The 17,182-nt window shown below is 56.3% G+C and carries 15 protein-coding genes; 14 read left to right on the forward strand and 1 reads right to left on the reverse strand.

The annotated features are described in order from the left end of the window. Window positions 1–27 precede the first annotated feature (27 nt). The 9 genes from FFV09_RS17020 (at window position 28) to FFV09_RS17060 (ending at window position 9,157) form a co-directional block, all read left to right on the forward strand. Entirely contained in the window at window positions 28–2,316 is a 2,289-nt protein-coding gene (locus FFV09_RS17020) for a hypothetical protein (protein ID WP_141448933.1), read from the forward strand. 30 nt (window positions 2,317–2,346) lie between these two features. After that, window positions 2,347–3,303 carry a TadE/TadG family type IV pilus assembly protein gene (locus FFV09_RS17025; RefSeq protein ID WP_141448934.1) on the forward strand — a complete coding sequence of 319 codons (957 nt, stop codon included), beginning with the start codon at window positions 2,347–2,349 and terminating at the stop codon, window positions 3,301–3,303. 55 nt (window positions 3,304–3,358) lie between these two features. Continuing rightward, on the forward strand, window positions 3,359–3,877 hold the full coding sequence (locus FFV09_RS17030; protein ID WP_425472196.1) for an A24 family peptidase: 519 nt from the start codon (window positions 3,359–3,361) through the stop codon (window positions 3,875–3,877). A gap of 11 nt (window positions 3,878–3,888) precedes the next feature. After that, on the forward strand, window positions 3,889–5,637 hold the full coding sequence (locus FFV09_RS17035; RefSeq protein ID WP_141448935.1) for a DUF6382 and FHA domain-containing protein: 1,749 nt from the start codon (window positions 3,889–3,891) through the stop codon (window positions 5,635–5,637). Window positions 5,638–5,742: 105 nt separating this feature from the next. Next, a complete protein-coding gene (locus FFV09_RS24410; protein WP_281288458.1) occupies window positions 5,743–5,877 on the forward strand; it encodes a hypothetical protein in 135 nt (44 codons plus the stop codon). A 649-nt stretch (window positions 5,878–6,526) separates the two neighbouring features. Then, window positions 6,527–7,678, forward strand: coding sequence for a hypothetical protein (locus FFV09_RS17045; protein WP_141448936.1), 1,152 nt, complete (start codon window positions 6,527–6,529; stop codon window positions 7,676–7,678). A gap of 75 nt (window positions 7,679–7,753) precedes the next feature. Then, the gene (locus tag FFV09_RS17050; protein ID WP_141448937.1) at window positions 7,754–8,077 is read left to right on the forward strand and encodes a hypothetical protein; all 324 of its coding nucleotides are present in this window, start codon (window positions 7,754–7,756) and stop codon (window positions 8,075–8,077) included. Window positions 8,078–8,139: 62 nt separating this feature from the next. Continuing rightward, window positions 8,140–8,328 carry a hypothetical protein gene (locus tag FFV09_RS17055; protein ID WP_141448938.1) on the forward strand — a complete coding sequence of 63 codons (189 nt, stop codon included), beginning with the start codon at window positions 8,140–8,142 and terminating at the stop codon, window positions 8,326–8,328. A gap of 253 nt (window positions 8,329–8,581) precedes the next feature. Further along, complete coding sequence (locus FFV09_RS17060; protein ID WP_141448939.1) at window positions 8,582–9,157, forward strand: stalk domain-containing protein; 576 nt, start codon at window positions 8,582–8,584, stop codon at window positions 9,155–9,157. 98 nt (window positions 9,158–9,255) lie between these two features. Here FFV09_RS17060 and FFV09_RS17065 read toward each other — a convergent pair whose 3' ends face one another. Continuing rightward, window positions 9,256–10,155 carry a TIGR01777 family oxidoreductase gene (locus tag FFV09_RS17065; RefSeq protein WP_141448940.1) on the reverse strand — a complete coding sequence of 300 codons (900 nt, stop codon included), beginning with the start codon at window positions 10,153–10,155 and terminating at the stop codon, window positions 9,256–9,258. Window positions 10,156–10,450: 295 nt separating this feature from the next. On the opposite strand from FFV09_RS17065, the gene FFV09_RS17070 reads away from it, so the two are divergent. The 5 genes from FFV09_RS17070 to FFV09_RS17090 all read left to right on the forward strand — a co-directional run bounded on the left by FFV09_RS17070 (window position 10,451) and on the right by FFV09_RS17090 (window position 17,173). Further along, window positions 10,451–11,578 (forward strand): deoxyribonuclease IV, encoded by a 1,128-nt coding sequence (locus tag FFV09_RS17070; RefSeq protein WP_141448941.1) that lies wholly within the window; start codon window positions 10,451–10,453, stop codon window positions 11,576–11,578. A 141-nt stretch (window positions 11,579–11,719) separates the two neighbouring features. Then, window positions 11,720–12,619, forward strand: a complete 900-nt coding sequence (gene purU, locus FFV09_RS17075) for a formyltetrahydrofolate deformylase (protein WP_141448942.1) — start codon at window positions 11,720–11,722, stop codon at window positions 12,617–12,619. Between the two features lie 221 nt (window positions 12,620–12,840). Then, window positions 12,841–15,255 (forward strand): hypothetical protein, encoded by a 2,415-nt coding sequence (locus FFV09_RS17080; RefSeq protein WP_141448943.1) that lies wholly within the window; start codon window positions 12,841–12,843, stop codon window positions 15,253–15,255. Next, a complete protein-coding gene (locus tag FFV09_RS17085; protein ID WP_141448944.1) occupies window positions 15,252–16,181 on the forward strand; it encodes an ABC transporter ATP-binding protein in 930 nt (309 codons plus the stop codon). The genes FFV09_RS17080 and FFV09_RS17085 overlap by 4 nt, the downstream gene beginning before the upstream one ends. After that, window positions 16,178–17,173 carry an ABC transporter permease gene (locus FFV09_RS17090; RefSeq protein WP_141448945.1) on the forward strand — a complete coding sequence of 332 codons (996 nt, stop codon included), beginning with the start codon at window positions 16,178–16,180 and terminating at the stop codon, window positions 17,171–17,173. The genes FFV09_RS17085 and FFV09_RS17090 overlap by 4 nt, the downstream gene beginning before the upstream one ends. Window positions 17,174–17,182 lie beyond the last annotated feature (9 nt).

Here is a 17,182-nt window from a genome sequence, read left to right on the forward strand (position 1 = left end):
GACGTATCCCGGCACGGGGGTGAAGCTGTGGCTTTTCGATCGGGCAAATTTCGCAGGGGGCGGCGGCTGATTCGTACGCCTCGTCTGTGGCACAACGAACACGGTTCGATCACGATTTTTCTCAGTCTGATTCTGGCGGTCATGTTGGCTTTCGTCGCGATTTTTATCGACTATTCGCGCATGTCGGCGTTAAAAGCGAAAAGCGAGCGGCTGCTGCATGCGGCGACGCGTTCGGTCATGTCGGCTTACGTGCCGGAATTGCAGCGCAGTTACGGACTGTTTGCCTACGGAGATACCGATCCGGCGATGATTCTGTCGGGCGTGCTCGATCGGAGCTTGGCGTACAAAGCCAGAATCGACGTGCTGCCGATTCTGGATGCCAAGCGTCTCTCTTCTTCGGTGGAACTCAGTCGGGAACTCGGCGGTTACGACGTGTTCGCGGCCCAAATCAACGAAGAGATGAAATACAAGGCGCCTGTCAATTTTGCGCTCGAAGTGGTCGGAAGATTCAAGCCGATGTCCCAAGCGATGAAAGAAGCGTCGGGGACGGTGGAGATACTGGCGCAAATCCAACAGCTGTACGACCGGCGGGAAGCCGAACTCGACCGCATGCTGAACATTCAACAAACAGCCGGACACCAAACGGACGGATTGGTCGAACAAATCGGCACCAACGGCGCACGCGAGCTGGCGGATGCTTCACTTGGCGGCGGGGTGTTTTCGGCGGCGGATATGGCTGCGCAGTACGACGACTACAAAAGGCAGCAAGAAAGCGCAGCGTTCGGAGCGCCGCCGGCCGACGGCAGCGGAAACGAAGCAGCGGATACCGGATGGTTCGAACGGATGCAGCGGCAGTCGAAGATTGCCGCCTACGAATCCGGTTCGCGGCGCCTCGCGGATCGGATGCAGGCCGCCGTGACACGCGCCCTGCCGCCGCATACGAACGATATGCGTAAAGCGTCGGAACATCTGCTTCAAGCCCAGCGGATCAACGCCGAGATGGAAGCGGTTATCGCCGCTGCGGGCAGGCGGGGAGCGGACGGCGCTTACGATGCCGTGACGCGGTCGGATATGTCGGGAGCGGCAGGCGGGCCTGCGGGCGGCAACGCTTCGGTCCGGCAGAAGCTGCGCGAACTGCCGCTGCCGGACCGGTTTTTCGTCGGCATGCGGCAGCGGATCGAAGGTCAGGAACGTGATTTCTCAAGTCTGCGGACAGACGTCGAGGCGCTGCGGGAAATGCTGCCTCGGGCTTTGGAATATTCGGGAATGAACGGCTATGCGTTAAAGGGTCTGGTCCGTGCGGCGGGCAGGGCAGCGGGCGCTTATAACGATCGCTACGGAGGCCGGGGAAGCGTGATCCGCGAGATCGAAGCGGAACTCAAGTCGCATCGCGCCGACGACGAACTCCGCAAACGGGAAGAACGTATAGCCAGCGGCAAGCTTAGGGAAGCGAACGAAAAGATCGCGTTTTTGTCACGCGCCGTAGGCCATCAAGCCGATTTTCGGCGGGTGGAACGATTTTACCGGGAAAACCTGAAGTTGAACCGAGGCATCGCCGCAGCGGTTAGCGCAGACCGTCCGGAAAAAGATTCGGCGGCGGCCGGCAAATACGCGATGGAACGGATGGATGGTTTCTTCGGCGGCATGGCCGGTATGCTGGATGCGACCGGAGACCGGCTGCTGCAAAACGAATACGCGTCGGACCATTTTTCCCATTTCGATTATGCGAAAGTGCAAGCTCTGACGCTGCCGGGCACTCCGTTCGACGGAGCGGCAGCGGGAGATCTGCTCAGCGTAGAAAATCAGGAGCTGGAGTATATCCTGTACGGCTTCGGTCATCCCGGCGGCAACCTCGCGGCGGCGTATGGAGAAATTTTCGCTATGCGGCTGGCGATTCGGACGATGGAGTCGCTCGCCGATCCGGCGGTTCTTGCGTTCGGCAATCCGCTCGTTATTCTCGCCAAAGCACTCGTGCACGGAATTACGCAGGCGCTGGTCGATATGACGATGCTGGCCGAGCAGGGTTACGTGGAGTTGTCCAAGACACTCAAGATCAAGCTGACGTACAAAGACCATTTGAGGCTGTTTCTGTTCGCTCATCCGGGCAGCGACAGCCGCCTCTCCCGCATGCTGGCGATCATCCGCCTCGATACGGGAATCAATCCCGACGACCACTATACGTATTTGTCCGCGGATGCCGGAATCACGATGCCGGTCTGGTTTCTGCCGGGCGTCATGCGAACGCTGCGGATCGGCGGAGGCGCCTGGGAAGCCGGTGCGTACACGGTCGATCTGCAGGCAGACTACTCGTATTGAAGAATGAACGATGAAGGATGGAGGCGGCTTATGCAGCGGATTGCAGGCAAGAACCGGCGCTTCGCCGGCGAACGGGGCAGTATCGTGGTGGAAGCTTCGCTCGTCCTGCCCCTGTTTCTGCTTGTTTTCGTTTTTTTGGTCTATATCGTGCAGATGACGGCGTATTCGACCGTTCTGCAGACGACGGCTTCCGAAGCCGCCAAGCAGGTCGCAACCCACCTCTACCCGGTCCAGACCGCGGCGGACAATCTGCGTCGGTTAGAGCCGGTATCCAAAGCGCTGCAGGGGTTTTCCAAAATTTCGTTTGCCGAATTGGCTGCGACATACGGATCCGCGCTGCCCGATCCGATCGGCAAATGGGTCGCGGAAGCGGCCGCCACCGGCGACCTTCCGCTGCAGGCGCTCAAAGACGAAGCGGCTTCGAGCGTGCTTGATCCGGTGATCAAGCCGCTGCTGGGTCCGCTGATCGCGAACGGGCCGCTGGAAGACGACAGGCTGCACGTTATCGGGATCAGCGTTCCGACGACGGGAGCCGGCAATCGGCCTTATTTCGGCGTCGAACTGACTTACGAACTTCCGCTTCAAGTGCCTTTTACGGGAAAGCCTTTGTCGATCCGCGCCAAAGCGGAAGAACGGGTCTGGATCGGAGATACCGGGGAACAGGCGGGGGCCGGCACAGGTGCCGCAGCGGGTACGGGCACGCAATCCGGCAGGCCTGCGGTCATCACGTCCGTGCCGAATCCGGCTTACCCGGGCCGAAAGGCGACCGTGACGGCCCGCGTACAGCCGCGGCAGCGCGCGACGATCAAAGTCGTGTACAAAAGCGGCAGCAGCACAGCGCGCTATCTGGGGCAGCAGACGGCCGACGCCGCCGGTAATCTGTCCTGGACCTGGCTGGTCGGCGGCAATACGACTTCCGGCGATTGGACGCTGATCGTGGAAGCCGAAGGGGCAGCGGCGGCCGAAGCCTCGTTCGAAGTCCGCTAATCGAATCCCAATCTGAAATCCCAATCTAATGAAGCAAACGGAAAAGAGGAACTCCATGATCGACGACATGGCTGCCTATATGGGCTGCGGCTGCTTTTTGGCTGCGGCCTTCATGACGGACGTTCGCACCCGCAAAATTCCCAATCGGCTGAACCTGTTGTTCGCGTTAAGCGGACTGCTGTATCGCGGCGTCTCGCACGGAGCGGACGGGCTGCTGTTTGCGCTGCAAGGCTGCGCCGCCGGATTTGCCACTCTGCTGCTGTTGTATCTGCTCGGAGCCGTCGGCGCGGGCGACGTCAAGTTGTTCGCGGGAATCGGAGCCTGGACAGGCCTCGCGTTCGCCGCCCAGACGCTGCTTTATTCTATTTTGTTCGCCGGAGTCATCGGGCTGGGCATTTTGTGCTGGCGGCGGGAAGGATTGGTGCGGATCAAGATGATCTTCGGCAGTTTGGCCGGACTGTTCGTGTTCCGCAGCCTGAGTCCGCTGACGGCGGATCGCGTCAACCATCTGACGTTTCCGTTCATGTGGGCGGTGCTGCCCGGCGCGCTGGCCGGATACTTTTATTTGCATTAAGGGGGTTGGACATGGCCGAATTCGTGACCGATTTTATTCAGAGCGATACGACATACATGGTGCTCAAAAACAAGTCGAATCCGGAAGCGGGCACGCTGAACCGGATACAGGTGAAGATGCTGGCCGCTTCCAGCGTGCCGCATGTGCTCGATCTGCATGTGCGCGAAGTGGATACGGACACGGAACTGCATTACGACATAGGCGGGAAAAGAATGCTGTCGGCCTGCCTGCGAACCGAAAAGATCACTCTCGTCGAATATTATGCGCTGCTGCTGCAAATCGTTACGGCGCTCGAATACGGGATGACCTATATGCTGAATCCGAACCGTTTTTTGCTCAAGGAAGATTATATGTTCGTGGACGGTCCGCTGGCCGAAGGGATCGTATATCTGACGTATGTGCCGCTGGACGAGTCTGCCGGAGCCGCGCCGATTCGGGAACGCATCGGCAGTCTGGCCGCACGTTGGATGACCGCGGTGGACGATCTTCGGGGAAACGGGATCCAGCATGTGTTGCAGATGTGCGAACAGCCTTCTTTCTCGCTGCAAACGCTCAAAAGTTTGCTGATCGGTCTGTTGAGCGAAAGCGGCAAACCGCCTGCCGGCGATTCGGACGCGTACGGACCGAACATGCCTCAAGCTTCTTTCCGGGCAGGCGGCGGCGAAGCGGTTGGTGTAGGCGGCAATGCCGACAGATCCGCAAGCCAGGCCGCTTGGCCGCAGCACGGCGAAGGCAGGGCCGAAGTTCCGGCTGCACCCGACCTCGCCGCGTTTTACGCCGAGCCGGCTGCCGCGTTTTCGGGAGAATCGTTCCGCTCCTTGCCTTCGCCGGATTCGGTGCTTCAAGGCCCCGAGACCGAACGCAAACGCTCGGAAAACGGCAGCAGCGGCCGGTTGATCGCGCCTCTGATCGCCGGCCTGCTGCTGGCGGCGCTCTGGAAGCTTCTGTACCTGGACCATCCGGGCCGAGTCAGTTTGCTGGTCTGCGTCGTGGCTGCGCCGCCGCTGCTGCTGTTCGCTTATGCGGGCTGGGCTGGCAAGGTGAAATTCGGCGGCCGGAGGGCGGAGCGCCGCCAGGAGGAAGAAGAAGCGGAAGCTTTGGCTTCGGCGTGGCAGGAACCGGGGGGAAACCCGGGACCGCGACCGTTTTACGGGCAGCGAGAACAAGCAGGCGAAGGCAGTTCGGGAGCCGGAGAGCGCATCATGCAGAATCGGGATACGCAGAATCGGGACATGCGGACGGAATCCGCCGGAGGAAGAAACATTCCCGATTTTCTGCATCCGGGTTATGCCGCGAGTTCTTCGTCAGGCGATGTCTCCGAAGCGGCGATGGCTTCGTCTTATGCGGATTCCGGCACCGGCGTGATCGGCACACCCGCTTCGCAGCCGACCGTCATGCTGGACAGCGGCCGCAGCCGGGCGTGTAAGGGCGGAGCGCCGGCATCGGCCGACCCGGGGCCCCGCTACCGGCTGGAACGTATCGAAAACGGGACGCTTCCGCAAAGCATCCCTCTGCCCGCAGGCCATTTTACGATCGGACGCGCGGCGGACGTCTCGCAGCATGTAGAGACCGCGGCCGGCATCTCCCGTGCGCACGTGGAACTGGAACTGTGCGAAGGCATGTACACGATCAAAGACATCGGTTCGCGCAACGGTACAATATTGAACGAAGAGACACTGATTCCGTACAAAGCCTACGAGCTGCGCGAAGGCGACACGTTTCGGCTCGCCGGGATTTCGTATACGTTAAAGAGCGGATGATCGAGGCGGAATTTGGTATCATACATACAGCTATTCGAATGATTCGAGTCGTCCGGGTACTCAGTCCCGTAAAACAGCAGTACCGAATACGGGGAAGCGCCAAAAATGAACGAACCGAAGTTGGGTCAGGCGACAAATACGCTGCAAGGTTTGAGTCAGGACGCCGAAGCGCGGCGGGTGTATGAAGCACGCCAGAAGGTTCTGCACAACAAAGCTTCCATGCTTGATGGGGCTGCATAGGCAGGTATCAGTATAGTCGCTATAAACATGCTGCGATTGGATCTCGATTTGGATACGATCGTTCAGGCGACGGGATTATCGCAGTCGGAGATTCTGGCTTTGGAGAAATAAGCTTTACCAAACTTAAAAAAAAGAGTCTATTCAGATTTTCTCTGATGTAGACTCTTTTTTGATTTATTTAGGTTGCTTTTATTCTTGTCTCAAATTCAAGATTGCTTTGCTTGCATAAGGATGTTTGAACTTGAGTAGATTCTTATGTATTGATTTCATAATGGAACGCAGGATTTCATGCATATGAGGTATAAAGAACTTCTTTCCATCTGTTTAAATAATATTATTTTAAATATATCTGCAATCAATGAATCATGAAATATTAAAGTAATATTTTATATTTTGGTTGTATTTTACTTTGATAAGTATAATATTGAATTGGTAGAACAAGGTTCTTTTCCTAAAGTCATAAATGCGATAAGAATTGAACTTATTACATAATTGAGTGTGGAAAATTCTAAACTTCTATCCACAAGACAGATACCTTAAAGTTGATTCTTAATTCGTCATTGAACTTGATGGAGAAGAATAAAAAAAATTGGGAGGTAAAGAAATGAAAAAAAGTAGTTTGGTACTTAGTTAATTGCTTGTTTTCTCCATGCTTCCATTTAATGCTAATGCGGTGGAGTCATCAGTTTTTGAAAAGACTGCTATTCAACAAGAAATTGAACAGGCATTACAAGAACAAGTGAATTATCATGTAAAAGAATACGAGCAGTTGAGCACTGATGAGGAAAGAGTAGAGTACCTTGAGAAATTCAGTGATCTTGATGATGTCAATAAGGCAGCAGTTACTGATTCTTTTTCTACTCAAGTTTTAGAAGAAGTAGCACCAACTGAAGTACAAGTAACCGATATCTTCGAAGACACTTTAGACAAAGCTTATGTATATACTATGGATGAACAAGGAAATGTTTATGATAGGAACGGCGATGTTGTTAATCATATTGATTTAAATGCCACTTCTCCAAACCAAGTAGATGTATTGAATACTCAAAATATTGCAGATGCTGTTACTGCCAACAAAGTGCTAGGGAATAATTCCGGTGCATTTTCGCGACAAACTACACGAGCAGGATATAAAGGTATTTCTACAACATTGGTACTTCCATTGTCTCAAAACTTTCAAGTCGAAACAGAGAAAGGAACCACGGGGTACATCTATAATGGTATAGATGTCAACCCAACCTCTGGAGGTTACAAAGTTGAAGCAGGATTTCAATACAGTAAAATGCGTAGTGGCTATAGTGCAATGATTCATCCAGAAGGTTCAAATCAAACGGCTATACCAACAGGGCCTACTACAGGTACTCCTGCTCCTCCTCTCTACAAGCCGGGTACTTCGGTAGTCAGTAACTTGCTATATGATACATCATCTCAACAATTTAAACATTTCGTAAATGGAACTAACGTGAATGGATTAAAACAATATATTTATTTTTTCTCGAAAAAATCTCTAAGTGCCAGCGAACTTAGTAATATGCATGTGAAGAGAGTAGTTGCATTGGCAAAAGACGATTATAGACAAAATAATATTGGTCGAGTAAGTGTCCAGTATACGGCATCTACTCTTACCAATGCATCAGGTACGCAAGTTGCTCTGAATTCTGTTCATTTAGATCAGCTTTTGAAAGGAACAAATATTTATGGTACATCCGATTGGCCGAATCATGCAGTGACTAAGTCGCCTGCTAGCGGGAGTATTGCTTCACAATTAATTACAGTCAACACCACTTCTTTACCCAATTAATTTTTAGACTATCTATAACCTTTCCCAACAAAAACTCGTCTATAAAGAATCATAAAATGCCAAAGGAGGATGGATATGAAAAAGTTAATTTGTTCTTTGGCTTTTCTGATCGGTGTTACCATAATGAGTTCAAATGCTTTTGCCGCTGATCCTTCCTTAAGAACCCGAGCAAATCAACGGATTTTTATGGGAGAGGAAAAAGTTCTGATGCATATATCTGGTCCTGGCATTCCTACCGAGGTTGCGATTGCAGGGACATTGTACAAAAGCAAATTTGTTTCTTTAAGAGATTTGTTTGGACCTACCACCAGCACGATCAATTGGGACGAAAAAAGCAAAATTGCCACAGTATCAAATCATGGTAAAAAATGCTTCTTAACTTCTCCAGCGATCCTGTAATTCCCCAAAAAGGAGAAGTTGTGGTTCCGAGAACTTGGATTAAAATGCAAGATGGAAAAACAATGATTGATATCTATGTGCTGGCCTATATTCTAGATCAGTATGGAGGGGTAGATCGGAATGGAGAGAAGAATCAAGATCTTGAAAGAGAGCAGTGGAACGAGAAGTTAAACTTCTTGGGTATCAAGGACATGCAGCCCTTGCCAGAAGTAAAAGCTAGACTAATGCATATCTATGTGACTCTTTCTTGATTTAACATGATTTATTTTCAAAATAGATGTCATTTTTGCAAAGCAGGAGTACCCGATACGGGAAGGTGCCAAAATGAACGAACCGAAGTTGGGTCAGGCGATAATACGCTGTAGGTTTTGAGCCAGGACACTGAAGCGCGGCGGGTGTACGAAGCACGCCAGAAGGTTCTCCACGACGAAGAAAAGAGCAGGGTCTTCTTTTGTTACAGAAGGCCCTGCACTTTTTTATATATCAATATAAAGGAGGCTCAACATGAAAAAGTTTGTATGTGTTTTAGCTCTTGTCATCGGCCTTGCAACAATGAGTTCAAGCGCTTTTGCTGCCGATCTTTCGTTAAGAACCCGGGCCGATCAAGTCATCTCAATGGGTGAAAAAACCATCGTGCTGCACGTAGGAGGCGGGAAGGCACCCAAGGATATCGCGATCGAAGGGACCGAGTACACAAGCAAGTTTGTTCCTCTGAGAGAAGTGTTCGGCTATACCTCCAGCACGATCAAATGGGATGGCAAAAGCAAAATCGCTACCGTAGCGAATAACGGTAAAAAGCTGCTGCTCAACTTTTTCGCCAATCCTGTAATACCGAAAGCCGGAGAAGTGGTAGCTCCCAGAACCTGGATTAAAATGCAGAACGGACAGACGATGATCGATCTCTACGTGCTGACTTACATTCTTCATCGGTATGGAAATGTGAATATTGACGGAGAGATTTACAAGGACATAGAAAGAGAAGAGTGGAATAAAAAGTTGGATTTTCTGGGTATTCAATATTCGGAATGGGTGCCGGAACTGAAAGCGGGGAAGATGCACATTTACGTGACTCTTCCTTAACAGAGATCGTTGATTTTGAAGTGGCGTTCCTTGGAAAAGAGTCCGTTCAGGTTGATCCCTGATCCGGACTCTTTTTTACCTGCTGATTCCAGCTGTGCCTACTTCCGCTCCAAATCCCGAATCGCTTCTTCCACGTAGGGATGCCCGAACTTGAACCCGTTCTCCTCCGCGGCCCGCGGAAGGACGTGCTGGCCGCCGGTCACCATAAGCGACATTTCGCCGAGCACGGCGCGCATGAGCGGGGCCGGCACCGGGAACCAGTGCGGACGGCCGATGACGCCGCCGATCACGCGGCCGAGTTCGTCCTGCCGGACGGCGTTCGGCGCGGACGCGTTGATCGGGCCGGACACGCCGGGCTGCGTCAGGGCGAATTCGAACAGCCCCGTCAGATCGTCGATATGAATCCACGACATCCACTGCCGCCCGCTGCCGAGCTTGCCGCCGCCCATCAGCTTGTACGGCAGCTTGAGCACCGGGTACACGCCCGCTTCGCGGCCGAGCACCAGGCCGATGCGCATTTTGACGAGCCTCGTCTGCGGCATCGCTTCGATCGGATCGGCGGCGGCTTCCCACTTCACCGACAGCTGCGAAGGAAAGTCCTGCCCGCCGGGCGGCGAGCTTTCCGTGAACTCGTCCGTTTCGGACGTGCCGTAGATGCCGATCGCGGACGCCTGAACGAAGACGGACGGCGGCGTGGTCAGGCTGCGCATGCCTTCGATCAGTTTGCGCGTCGATTCCAGGCGGGAGCGTTCCATCTCCGCTTTGGCTTCGTCCGTCCAGCGCTGGCTGAGCGAAGAACCCGCCAGATTGACGATGCCGTCGAAGCCGGCCAACGCCTGCGGGTCGCGTTCGATGCGATCCCAGGTCAGGACGGCGGGGCCGGAAGCTCCGTCTGCCGCCTTGCGCGAGATCACGACCACTTCATGTCCCGACCGCGTGAGTCTTTCCGTCAGTTTTTTGCCGATAAATCCCGTTCCTCCGCTGATAGCAATCTTCATGCCGTACCTCCTCGTGCGGAACCTGCCGATTCGTCCGCGAATGATCCTACCCTTACTATTACTGTTCTTCTCCTTCTATTAAACGGCGTCGGGGGCTGTATGACAAATCGGAAGGCGCCGGCCATCTCCCGCATCCGATGACAGTTCTGACTTATCCGTGCTTATGCGTGGATTTCTTGCCCGCTTCACGTTAAAATAAGACAAGGTTTGGACGGCAGGCCGGATACGCGAACGACGGGATGGGCCGTTGCGGGCGACAAGATCCGGCAGCCGCAGACAAAGAGGAGGATGAACCATGCTTAAGATCGGCTCCCACGTGTCTTTTTCGGACAAGGGACTGGTGAGCGCGGCGAACGAAGCGAACGGCTACGGATCGACCTCGTTCATGATATATACGGGTGCTCCGCAGAACACGCGGCGCAAACCGATGGACACGATGAACATTGAAGAAGGACTCAAGCTGATGGAGCAAAACGGAGTGCCGGAGATTGTCGTGCACGCGCCGTACATCGTCAACCTCGCTTCGTACAAAGACCATACGTACGAGCTGGGCGTCAGCTTTTTGCAGGAAGAAATCCGCCGGACCCACGCGATCGGCACGAAGCAGATCGTGCTGCATCCGGGCGCGTTCACGGACAAGGATCTGGAATACGGCATCGAGCGTATCGCGGCGGGACTGACCGAAGTGCTGAGCGGCGTGGAAGAGACCGACGTGAATATTGCGCTGGAGACGATGGCGGGCAAAGGAACGGAAGTCGGCCGCAAGTTCGAAGAGATCGCGCGCATCATCGACAAAGTACCGAACAACGGACGTCTCAGCGTCTGCATGGACACCTGCCATATTCACGATGCCGGGTACGACGTCGCGAACGATTTTGACGGGGTGCTGAAGCAGTTCGACGACATCGTGGGATTGAATCGTCTCGGCGTCATGCATATCAACGACAGCAAAAATCCGGTCGGCGCGGGCAAAGACCGTCATACGCCGATCGGCGCGGGCTGGATCGGATTCGAAGCGCTCAACGGGGTCGTCAACCATCCGTCGCTGAGCCATCTGCCGTTCATTTTGGAGACGCCGTGGATCGGCAAAGACGTCAAAACGCAGCGTCCGATGTACGAAGTCGAAATCGCGCTTCTGCGCGGCACCGTGAGCGAGCGCTTCGGCACGGGCTTCGGCGAAGACGTCGAGAAGCTGCATGCCTTTTTCGCGGCGCAGGGCCTTGATCCGCGCGCGTTCACGCTCGATACGTGGTCGGTGCTCAAAAACGACGCCAAAGCCAAAAAGGCCGATCCGCGCGAACCGCTTGAGCGGCTGTACGATCTCGCGGTGCAGGAGTCGGTGCTGCCGAACGTCTCCGAAGAAGACCTCAACAAACGTCTGATCGCCGTGCTGGCAGGCAGGGAAGCGCTGGCGCGGTTCTAATTTTTTTGGCAAAAAAGCAGGGGAAGCACGCGGCGCGGCGTCCATATTCGAGACGTAACCGCTTCTTCCCGCTGCGTTCACCATGTCGAGAAGGCCGGTGCGCGAACAGTCGCGGCCGGACCCAAGGAGGATTACGGAATCATGGAGCAACATGTCAAAACTGCGGGTTCCGCAGGCCAACAGCAGCCGCAGGACCGGGCGCGCATGCTTATTTCTTGTCCGGACGGCCCGGGCATCGTCTCGGCGGTCTCGCGTTTCCTGTTCGACCACGGAGCGAATATCGTCCAGTCCGACCAGTATACGATGGACCCCGAAGGCGGAATGTTCTTCATGCGGATCGAATTCGATCTCGAAGGACTAAGCGGCAAGCTGCCTAAGCTGGAAGCCGATTTCATGGAAATTGCCAATCGGTTCGAGATGGATTGGAAAATCTACCGGGCGGCGAAAAAGAAAAAGTTGGCGCTGTTCGTCTCGAAAGAAGACCACTGTCTGGTCGAACTGCTCTGGCAGTGGCAGGCGGGCGACCTGGACGCGGAAATCGCGGTCGTCGTCAGCAATCACCCCGATATGCGGGAGTACGTCGAATCGTTCGGCATCGAATACCGCCATATTCCGGTCACCAAAGATAACAAGCCGGAAGCGGAACGCCAGCAGCTTCTCGCCGTCGGCGACGAGATCGACCTGATCGTGCTGGCGCGCTACATGCAGATCGTCTCGCCTTATTTTATCGAAAATTACCGCAACCGCATTATCAATATCCACCATTCCTTCCTGCCGGCCTTCGTCGGCGGCAAGCCGTATGCGCAGGCGTACGACCGCGGCGTGAAGATCATCGGCGCGACCGCGCATTACGTGACGGAAGAACTGGACGGAGGTCCGATCATCGAGCAGGACGTGCAGCGGGTCAGCCACCGCGACGACGTGCCGGAACTGAAACGGATCGGCCGCACGATCGAACGGGTCGTGCTGGCGCGCGCGGTCAAATGGCATGCGGAAGACCGCATTCTGGTGCATCACAACAAGACCGTGGTGTTCAACTGATCGCCAAGCCGCCGGATAGACCGGAAGTTTGATTCTTTTCGTAACAAAGACCCGCTCCGAACCGTCTTAGTAGAGAAACGTTCGGGCGCGGCGTCGTTATAAGATGCAGCCGTAACGGCGCATGACCGGCCTGTTGAATGCTCAACAGGCCGGTGTCATTTTCAGGGATGTAAAATTTAGTTATTTGAGGGATTCGATTCGCCAAACGAAAGGAGCCTGTTATGTTGGAACGGAAAAAAAGTACGGTGCTGCGCGGCCTGACTCTGCTGCTGCCGCTGCTGCTGATTGCCGCGCTGCTGCCGGCCTGGCCGGCGGGAGCGGCCACCGCGAGCGGCGGGCTTCAGGTCGCGACGGAGTTCGGTTACGGAGGCAAGATCAACGACGGACGCTGGAATCCGCTCCGGGTGACGCTGACCAGCGCCGAGGATCTGACCGGCGATCTGGTCGTTCAGGTCACGCCGCAGAACGGAATGGGAGAAAGTACATATGTGCGCCGCGTCGAGCTGCCGGCAGGCACGGCCAAAGAAGTGGTGTTTGCGATCCCCGGCGGTTCGTATTCGCGCAATACGAGTCTGCTGCGATTCTATCCGGGCTCGGTCGAGACCGGAGAATCGCTGCCGTTCCGGGAAGGCCGCGCGTATCTGTCGGGTTCGAGCCAGTACGGCGGCATCGTCGGCGTGCTGGCGTCTGATCCCGACACGATGAATTTTCTCAGTCTGCAGCAGGCCGGCGGACAGGCGATCAGCCTCGTGCCGCTCGAAGCGGACGATATCGGCGACAATCCGATACTGCTCGACGGACTCGACGTGCTCGTGCTGAACGATTTCGCCGCGGATACGCTGAGCGCGGAGCAGTCGGACGCTATTCGCAGCTGGGTAGAGCGCGGCGGATCGCTGGTGTTCGGCGGAGGCGCGGGTTATGCCAAAACGTCGGCCGGCTTCGAAGATCTCTCGCCGGTCGAAGCGTCGGGCGGGACCTCTTCCGTGTCCGCGGCGCCGCTTGTGCCCGGCGGAGACGGCAAGCCGCTCGCAAGCGGCACCGCGCTTACGGTCGCGAACGCTGCGGCGAAGCCGGACGCGCAGGTGCGCTACGGCGAAGAAGAACGGCCTTTGATCGCGTCGATGCCGGTGCAGGCCGGAGAAGTCTGGTACGCGGGTTACGATCTGTCGCTTGCGCCGCTGTCTTCGTGGGCGGGCAGTTCGCCGCTGTGGGGCAAGCTGCTGCGGGCAGACCTGAATACGCAGACGGCATCCGGCGTAAGCGCCGCTGTCCCTGCGTTCAGCTCGGACTATTACAACCTCTCAGGCACGCTGGATTATTTCCCTTCGCTGAGTATGCCCAAGCTGAGCGGACTTGTCTGGATGCTGTTGATTTACCTCGTCGTCGTCGCGCCGCTGCTGTATCTGGTGCTGCGCAAATTCGACAAGCGCGAGTGGGCGTGGGTATTCATTCCGCTCGTGGCCGTCGTCTCAAGCGGCGCGATCTATTTGGCAGGTTCTTCCGACAAAACGAACGAAATCGCCCATACGCTGAGCTTCGTCACGCTTGACGGGGAAGGCGAAGGCGTGCGGCGCAGCGCGACCGCGCTGTTCGTGCCGAGCAAAGGCGATTATACGGTCAATTTCCCGGCGGGCACGCAGCTCGGCCTAATGGGCGGAGGCGACAACTGGATGGGCGGCAATACCGGCGAGGTGAGCGGCAAACTGGGCAATTTCGTGCGCGAGGAACCGGAGGGTTCGCAGCTTCGGCTGGGCGACATGTCGTACTGGTCCGTCGCCAAGTTCACGGTCGAGGAACCGGCCAGCGCGGAGACCGGCAAATTGAACGCGAAGCTTGCGATCGACGACAAAGGAGCGATCAGCGGCAGCGTGATCAACGAGACGCCGCGGCGCATGGACGATATGGGGCTCGTCGCCGGAGGCCAGCTGTACAAGATCGGCACGCTTGAGCCCGGCGCGGAAGCTTCGCTCGGCCAGGCGACCCAGCTGTCTTCCGGTTATTACGACCTGGGCAGCTATCTGTTCGCGTATCCGGCGAGCGGCAGCGACGAATTCGTCCGCCAGCGTTCGCTGGCCCAGAACATTCCGGTCAACAGCGCGGTGAACCGGGGCGGAATGGAAGAAGCTTTCCTGGTCGCGTTCTCGGAAGATTCGGAAAACAAACTTGACGTGGGCAGCAAAAAAGTCGCCAACGACCGGCTGAGCATGTATACGCAGCCGGTGTCGATCGACGTCGTGCAAAACGGTGCCTTCAATCTGCCGTACGGCTACGTGGGCGGCTCGGTCGTCCACACGAACACGACGCAGGTGTCTGACGACGGCATGGGCCGCGTCAGCGCTTCGCCGGGCTCGATGACGCTCGGCTACACGCTGCCGGATCTGCCGGGCGCCGCTTACAAAGCGCTCGATATCCGGCTGCCGGACGGCCGTCCGCAGACGTTCTCGGTCGAACTGCGCAACGAAGCCGAAAACCGGTGGCAGGCGATCGAATGGAAGAGCGGAGCGGTCTCGGCTTCGTTCAAAAACGCCGGCGATTACGTGAGCGGCGACAACCAGATCCAGATTCGGATTCGGGTCAACGAGTGGACGACGATGGCGCTGCCGGAGATCAAACTGACAGGAGCGGTGCAGCCATGATCGAGATCAAGGAACTGAGCAAGCGTTACGGCAATTTTCAGGCGCTGGACAATATCAGCATGACGATCGACGCGGGCACGGTGTTCGGCTTCGTCGGCCCCAACGGGGCAGGCAAATCGACGACCATGTCGATCCTCGCCACGCTGCTGCTGCCGGATTCCGGCATCGCCAAAGTAAGCGGGTACGACGTGACGCGGCATCCCAAGGAAGTGCGGCGGCGCATCGGCTATATGCCCGATTTCTTCGGCGTCTACGACCGGTTCAAGACGGACGAATATTTGCATTTTTACGGAGCGAGCTACGGCATTGGGCGCACCGAACGGGAGAAACTGATTCCGCAGCTGCTGGAACTTGTCAATCTGTCCGACAAAAAAGACGCTTACGTGGACGGTTTATCTCGCGGCATGAAGCAGCGGCTGTGCCTTGCGCGCAGCCTTGTGCACGATCCCGAAGTGCTGATTCTGGACGAGCCGGCTTCCGGACTCGACCCGCGGGCGCGGATCGAAATGCGGGAAATTCTCAAGGAACTCAAGCGCATGGGCAAAACGATCATCATCTCCTCGCATATTTTGCCGGAGCTTGCGGAGATGGTCGATCAGATCGGCGTTATCGAGCACGGGCGCATGGTGGCGCAGGGCAGGGTGGCCGATATCCAGAGCCGGATGCAGGTCAATCGAGTGCTGCATATCCGTACGCTTGGCCGGCAGGACGAACTGGCGGAGCGGCTGCGGGATGAGCCCCACGTCAGCCGGGTGCTGAGCGAAGCGAACGGCATCCAGGTCCATTTCAGCGGGCAGGATGCCGAGCAGATGCAGCTGCTGCGCCGCATCCTGGACTGGGAATACGAAGTGGTCTCTTTTAACGAAGCGCAGACCAATCTGGAAGACGTATTCCTCGAAATCACGAAAGGAGGCGCGGCGACATGAGCCCGAAAAACAAAACGGACCGGGGCGGAAGCCTGTGGATCAATCCGGTGCTGGACAAAGAGTTTCGCCTGCGGATGCGGACGCCGCGGTCTTTCGTGGCGCTGCTGGCCTATGTGCTGATTCTGGGCGGGCTCGCGATCGGATTCATTTACGTGACGATGGGCTTTCAAGGTTCGCAGGCGGGCATGCGCTTCGATCCGTCGACGAGCCGGATGCTGTTCTACGTGCTCAGCATCGCGCAGCTGGTGCTCGTCGCGTTCATGACGCCGGCCCTGACGGCGGGCGTCATCAGCGGCGAGCGCGAGAAGCAGACGCTGAATATCCTGCTGACGACGCAGCAGAGTTCGTCCGCGATCGTGCTGAGCAAGCTGGCGTCTTCGCTGGCCTTCATGGTGCTGATCGTGCTGGCGACGCTGCCGATCTACAGCATCGTGTTCCTGTACGGCGGCATCTCGCCTTCGCAGCTCACGCTCGTCTTCCTGTTCTACCTGTTCACGATGCTGCTGCTCGGTTCGCTCGGCATCCTGTGTTCCACGCTGTTCAAGCGGACCATTATGGCCGTCATCATGACGTATGGCATGACGCTGTTCATTTTTGTCGTGACGGGAGTCGCGTACGTGCTGATGCTCGCCATCGTGCAGCAGACGTATTACGGCGGCACGGTGCAGCCGCCATATTCGTGGATCGGCTTCATTCTGGGGCTTAATCCGGTCGGCGCGTTGATCAGCATTTTCGAGCCGAATCTCTCCAAAGAAGCGTTTCTCGTCAACGGCGCGAACTTGCAAAGTCAAGCTCCGATCTCGCTCTGGCTCCAGTTCCTGCTCGTATATGCGTTCGTTATCGCAGGCGCGCTGTGGATCGCTATTCGCCGGATCCGTCCGGTGAGCCGGAGAAAACGCCCGGCCGATGCCGCGCCGCTCGGCGGAGAACCGGGCGAAAGCGCGGAAGTGGCCGAGATGCAGCCGAATCCGGGCCGACCGGGCAAATCGTAACCATCCGGC

Origin of the sequence: Saccharibacillus brassicae, assembly GCF_006542275.1 — a bacterium.
Taxonomy (GTDB): Bacteria; Bacillota; Bacilli; order Paenibacillales; family Paenibacillaceae; genus Saccharibacillus; species Saccharibacillus brassicae.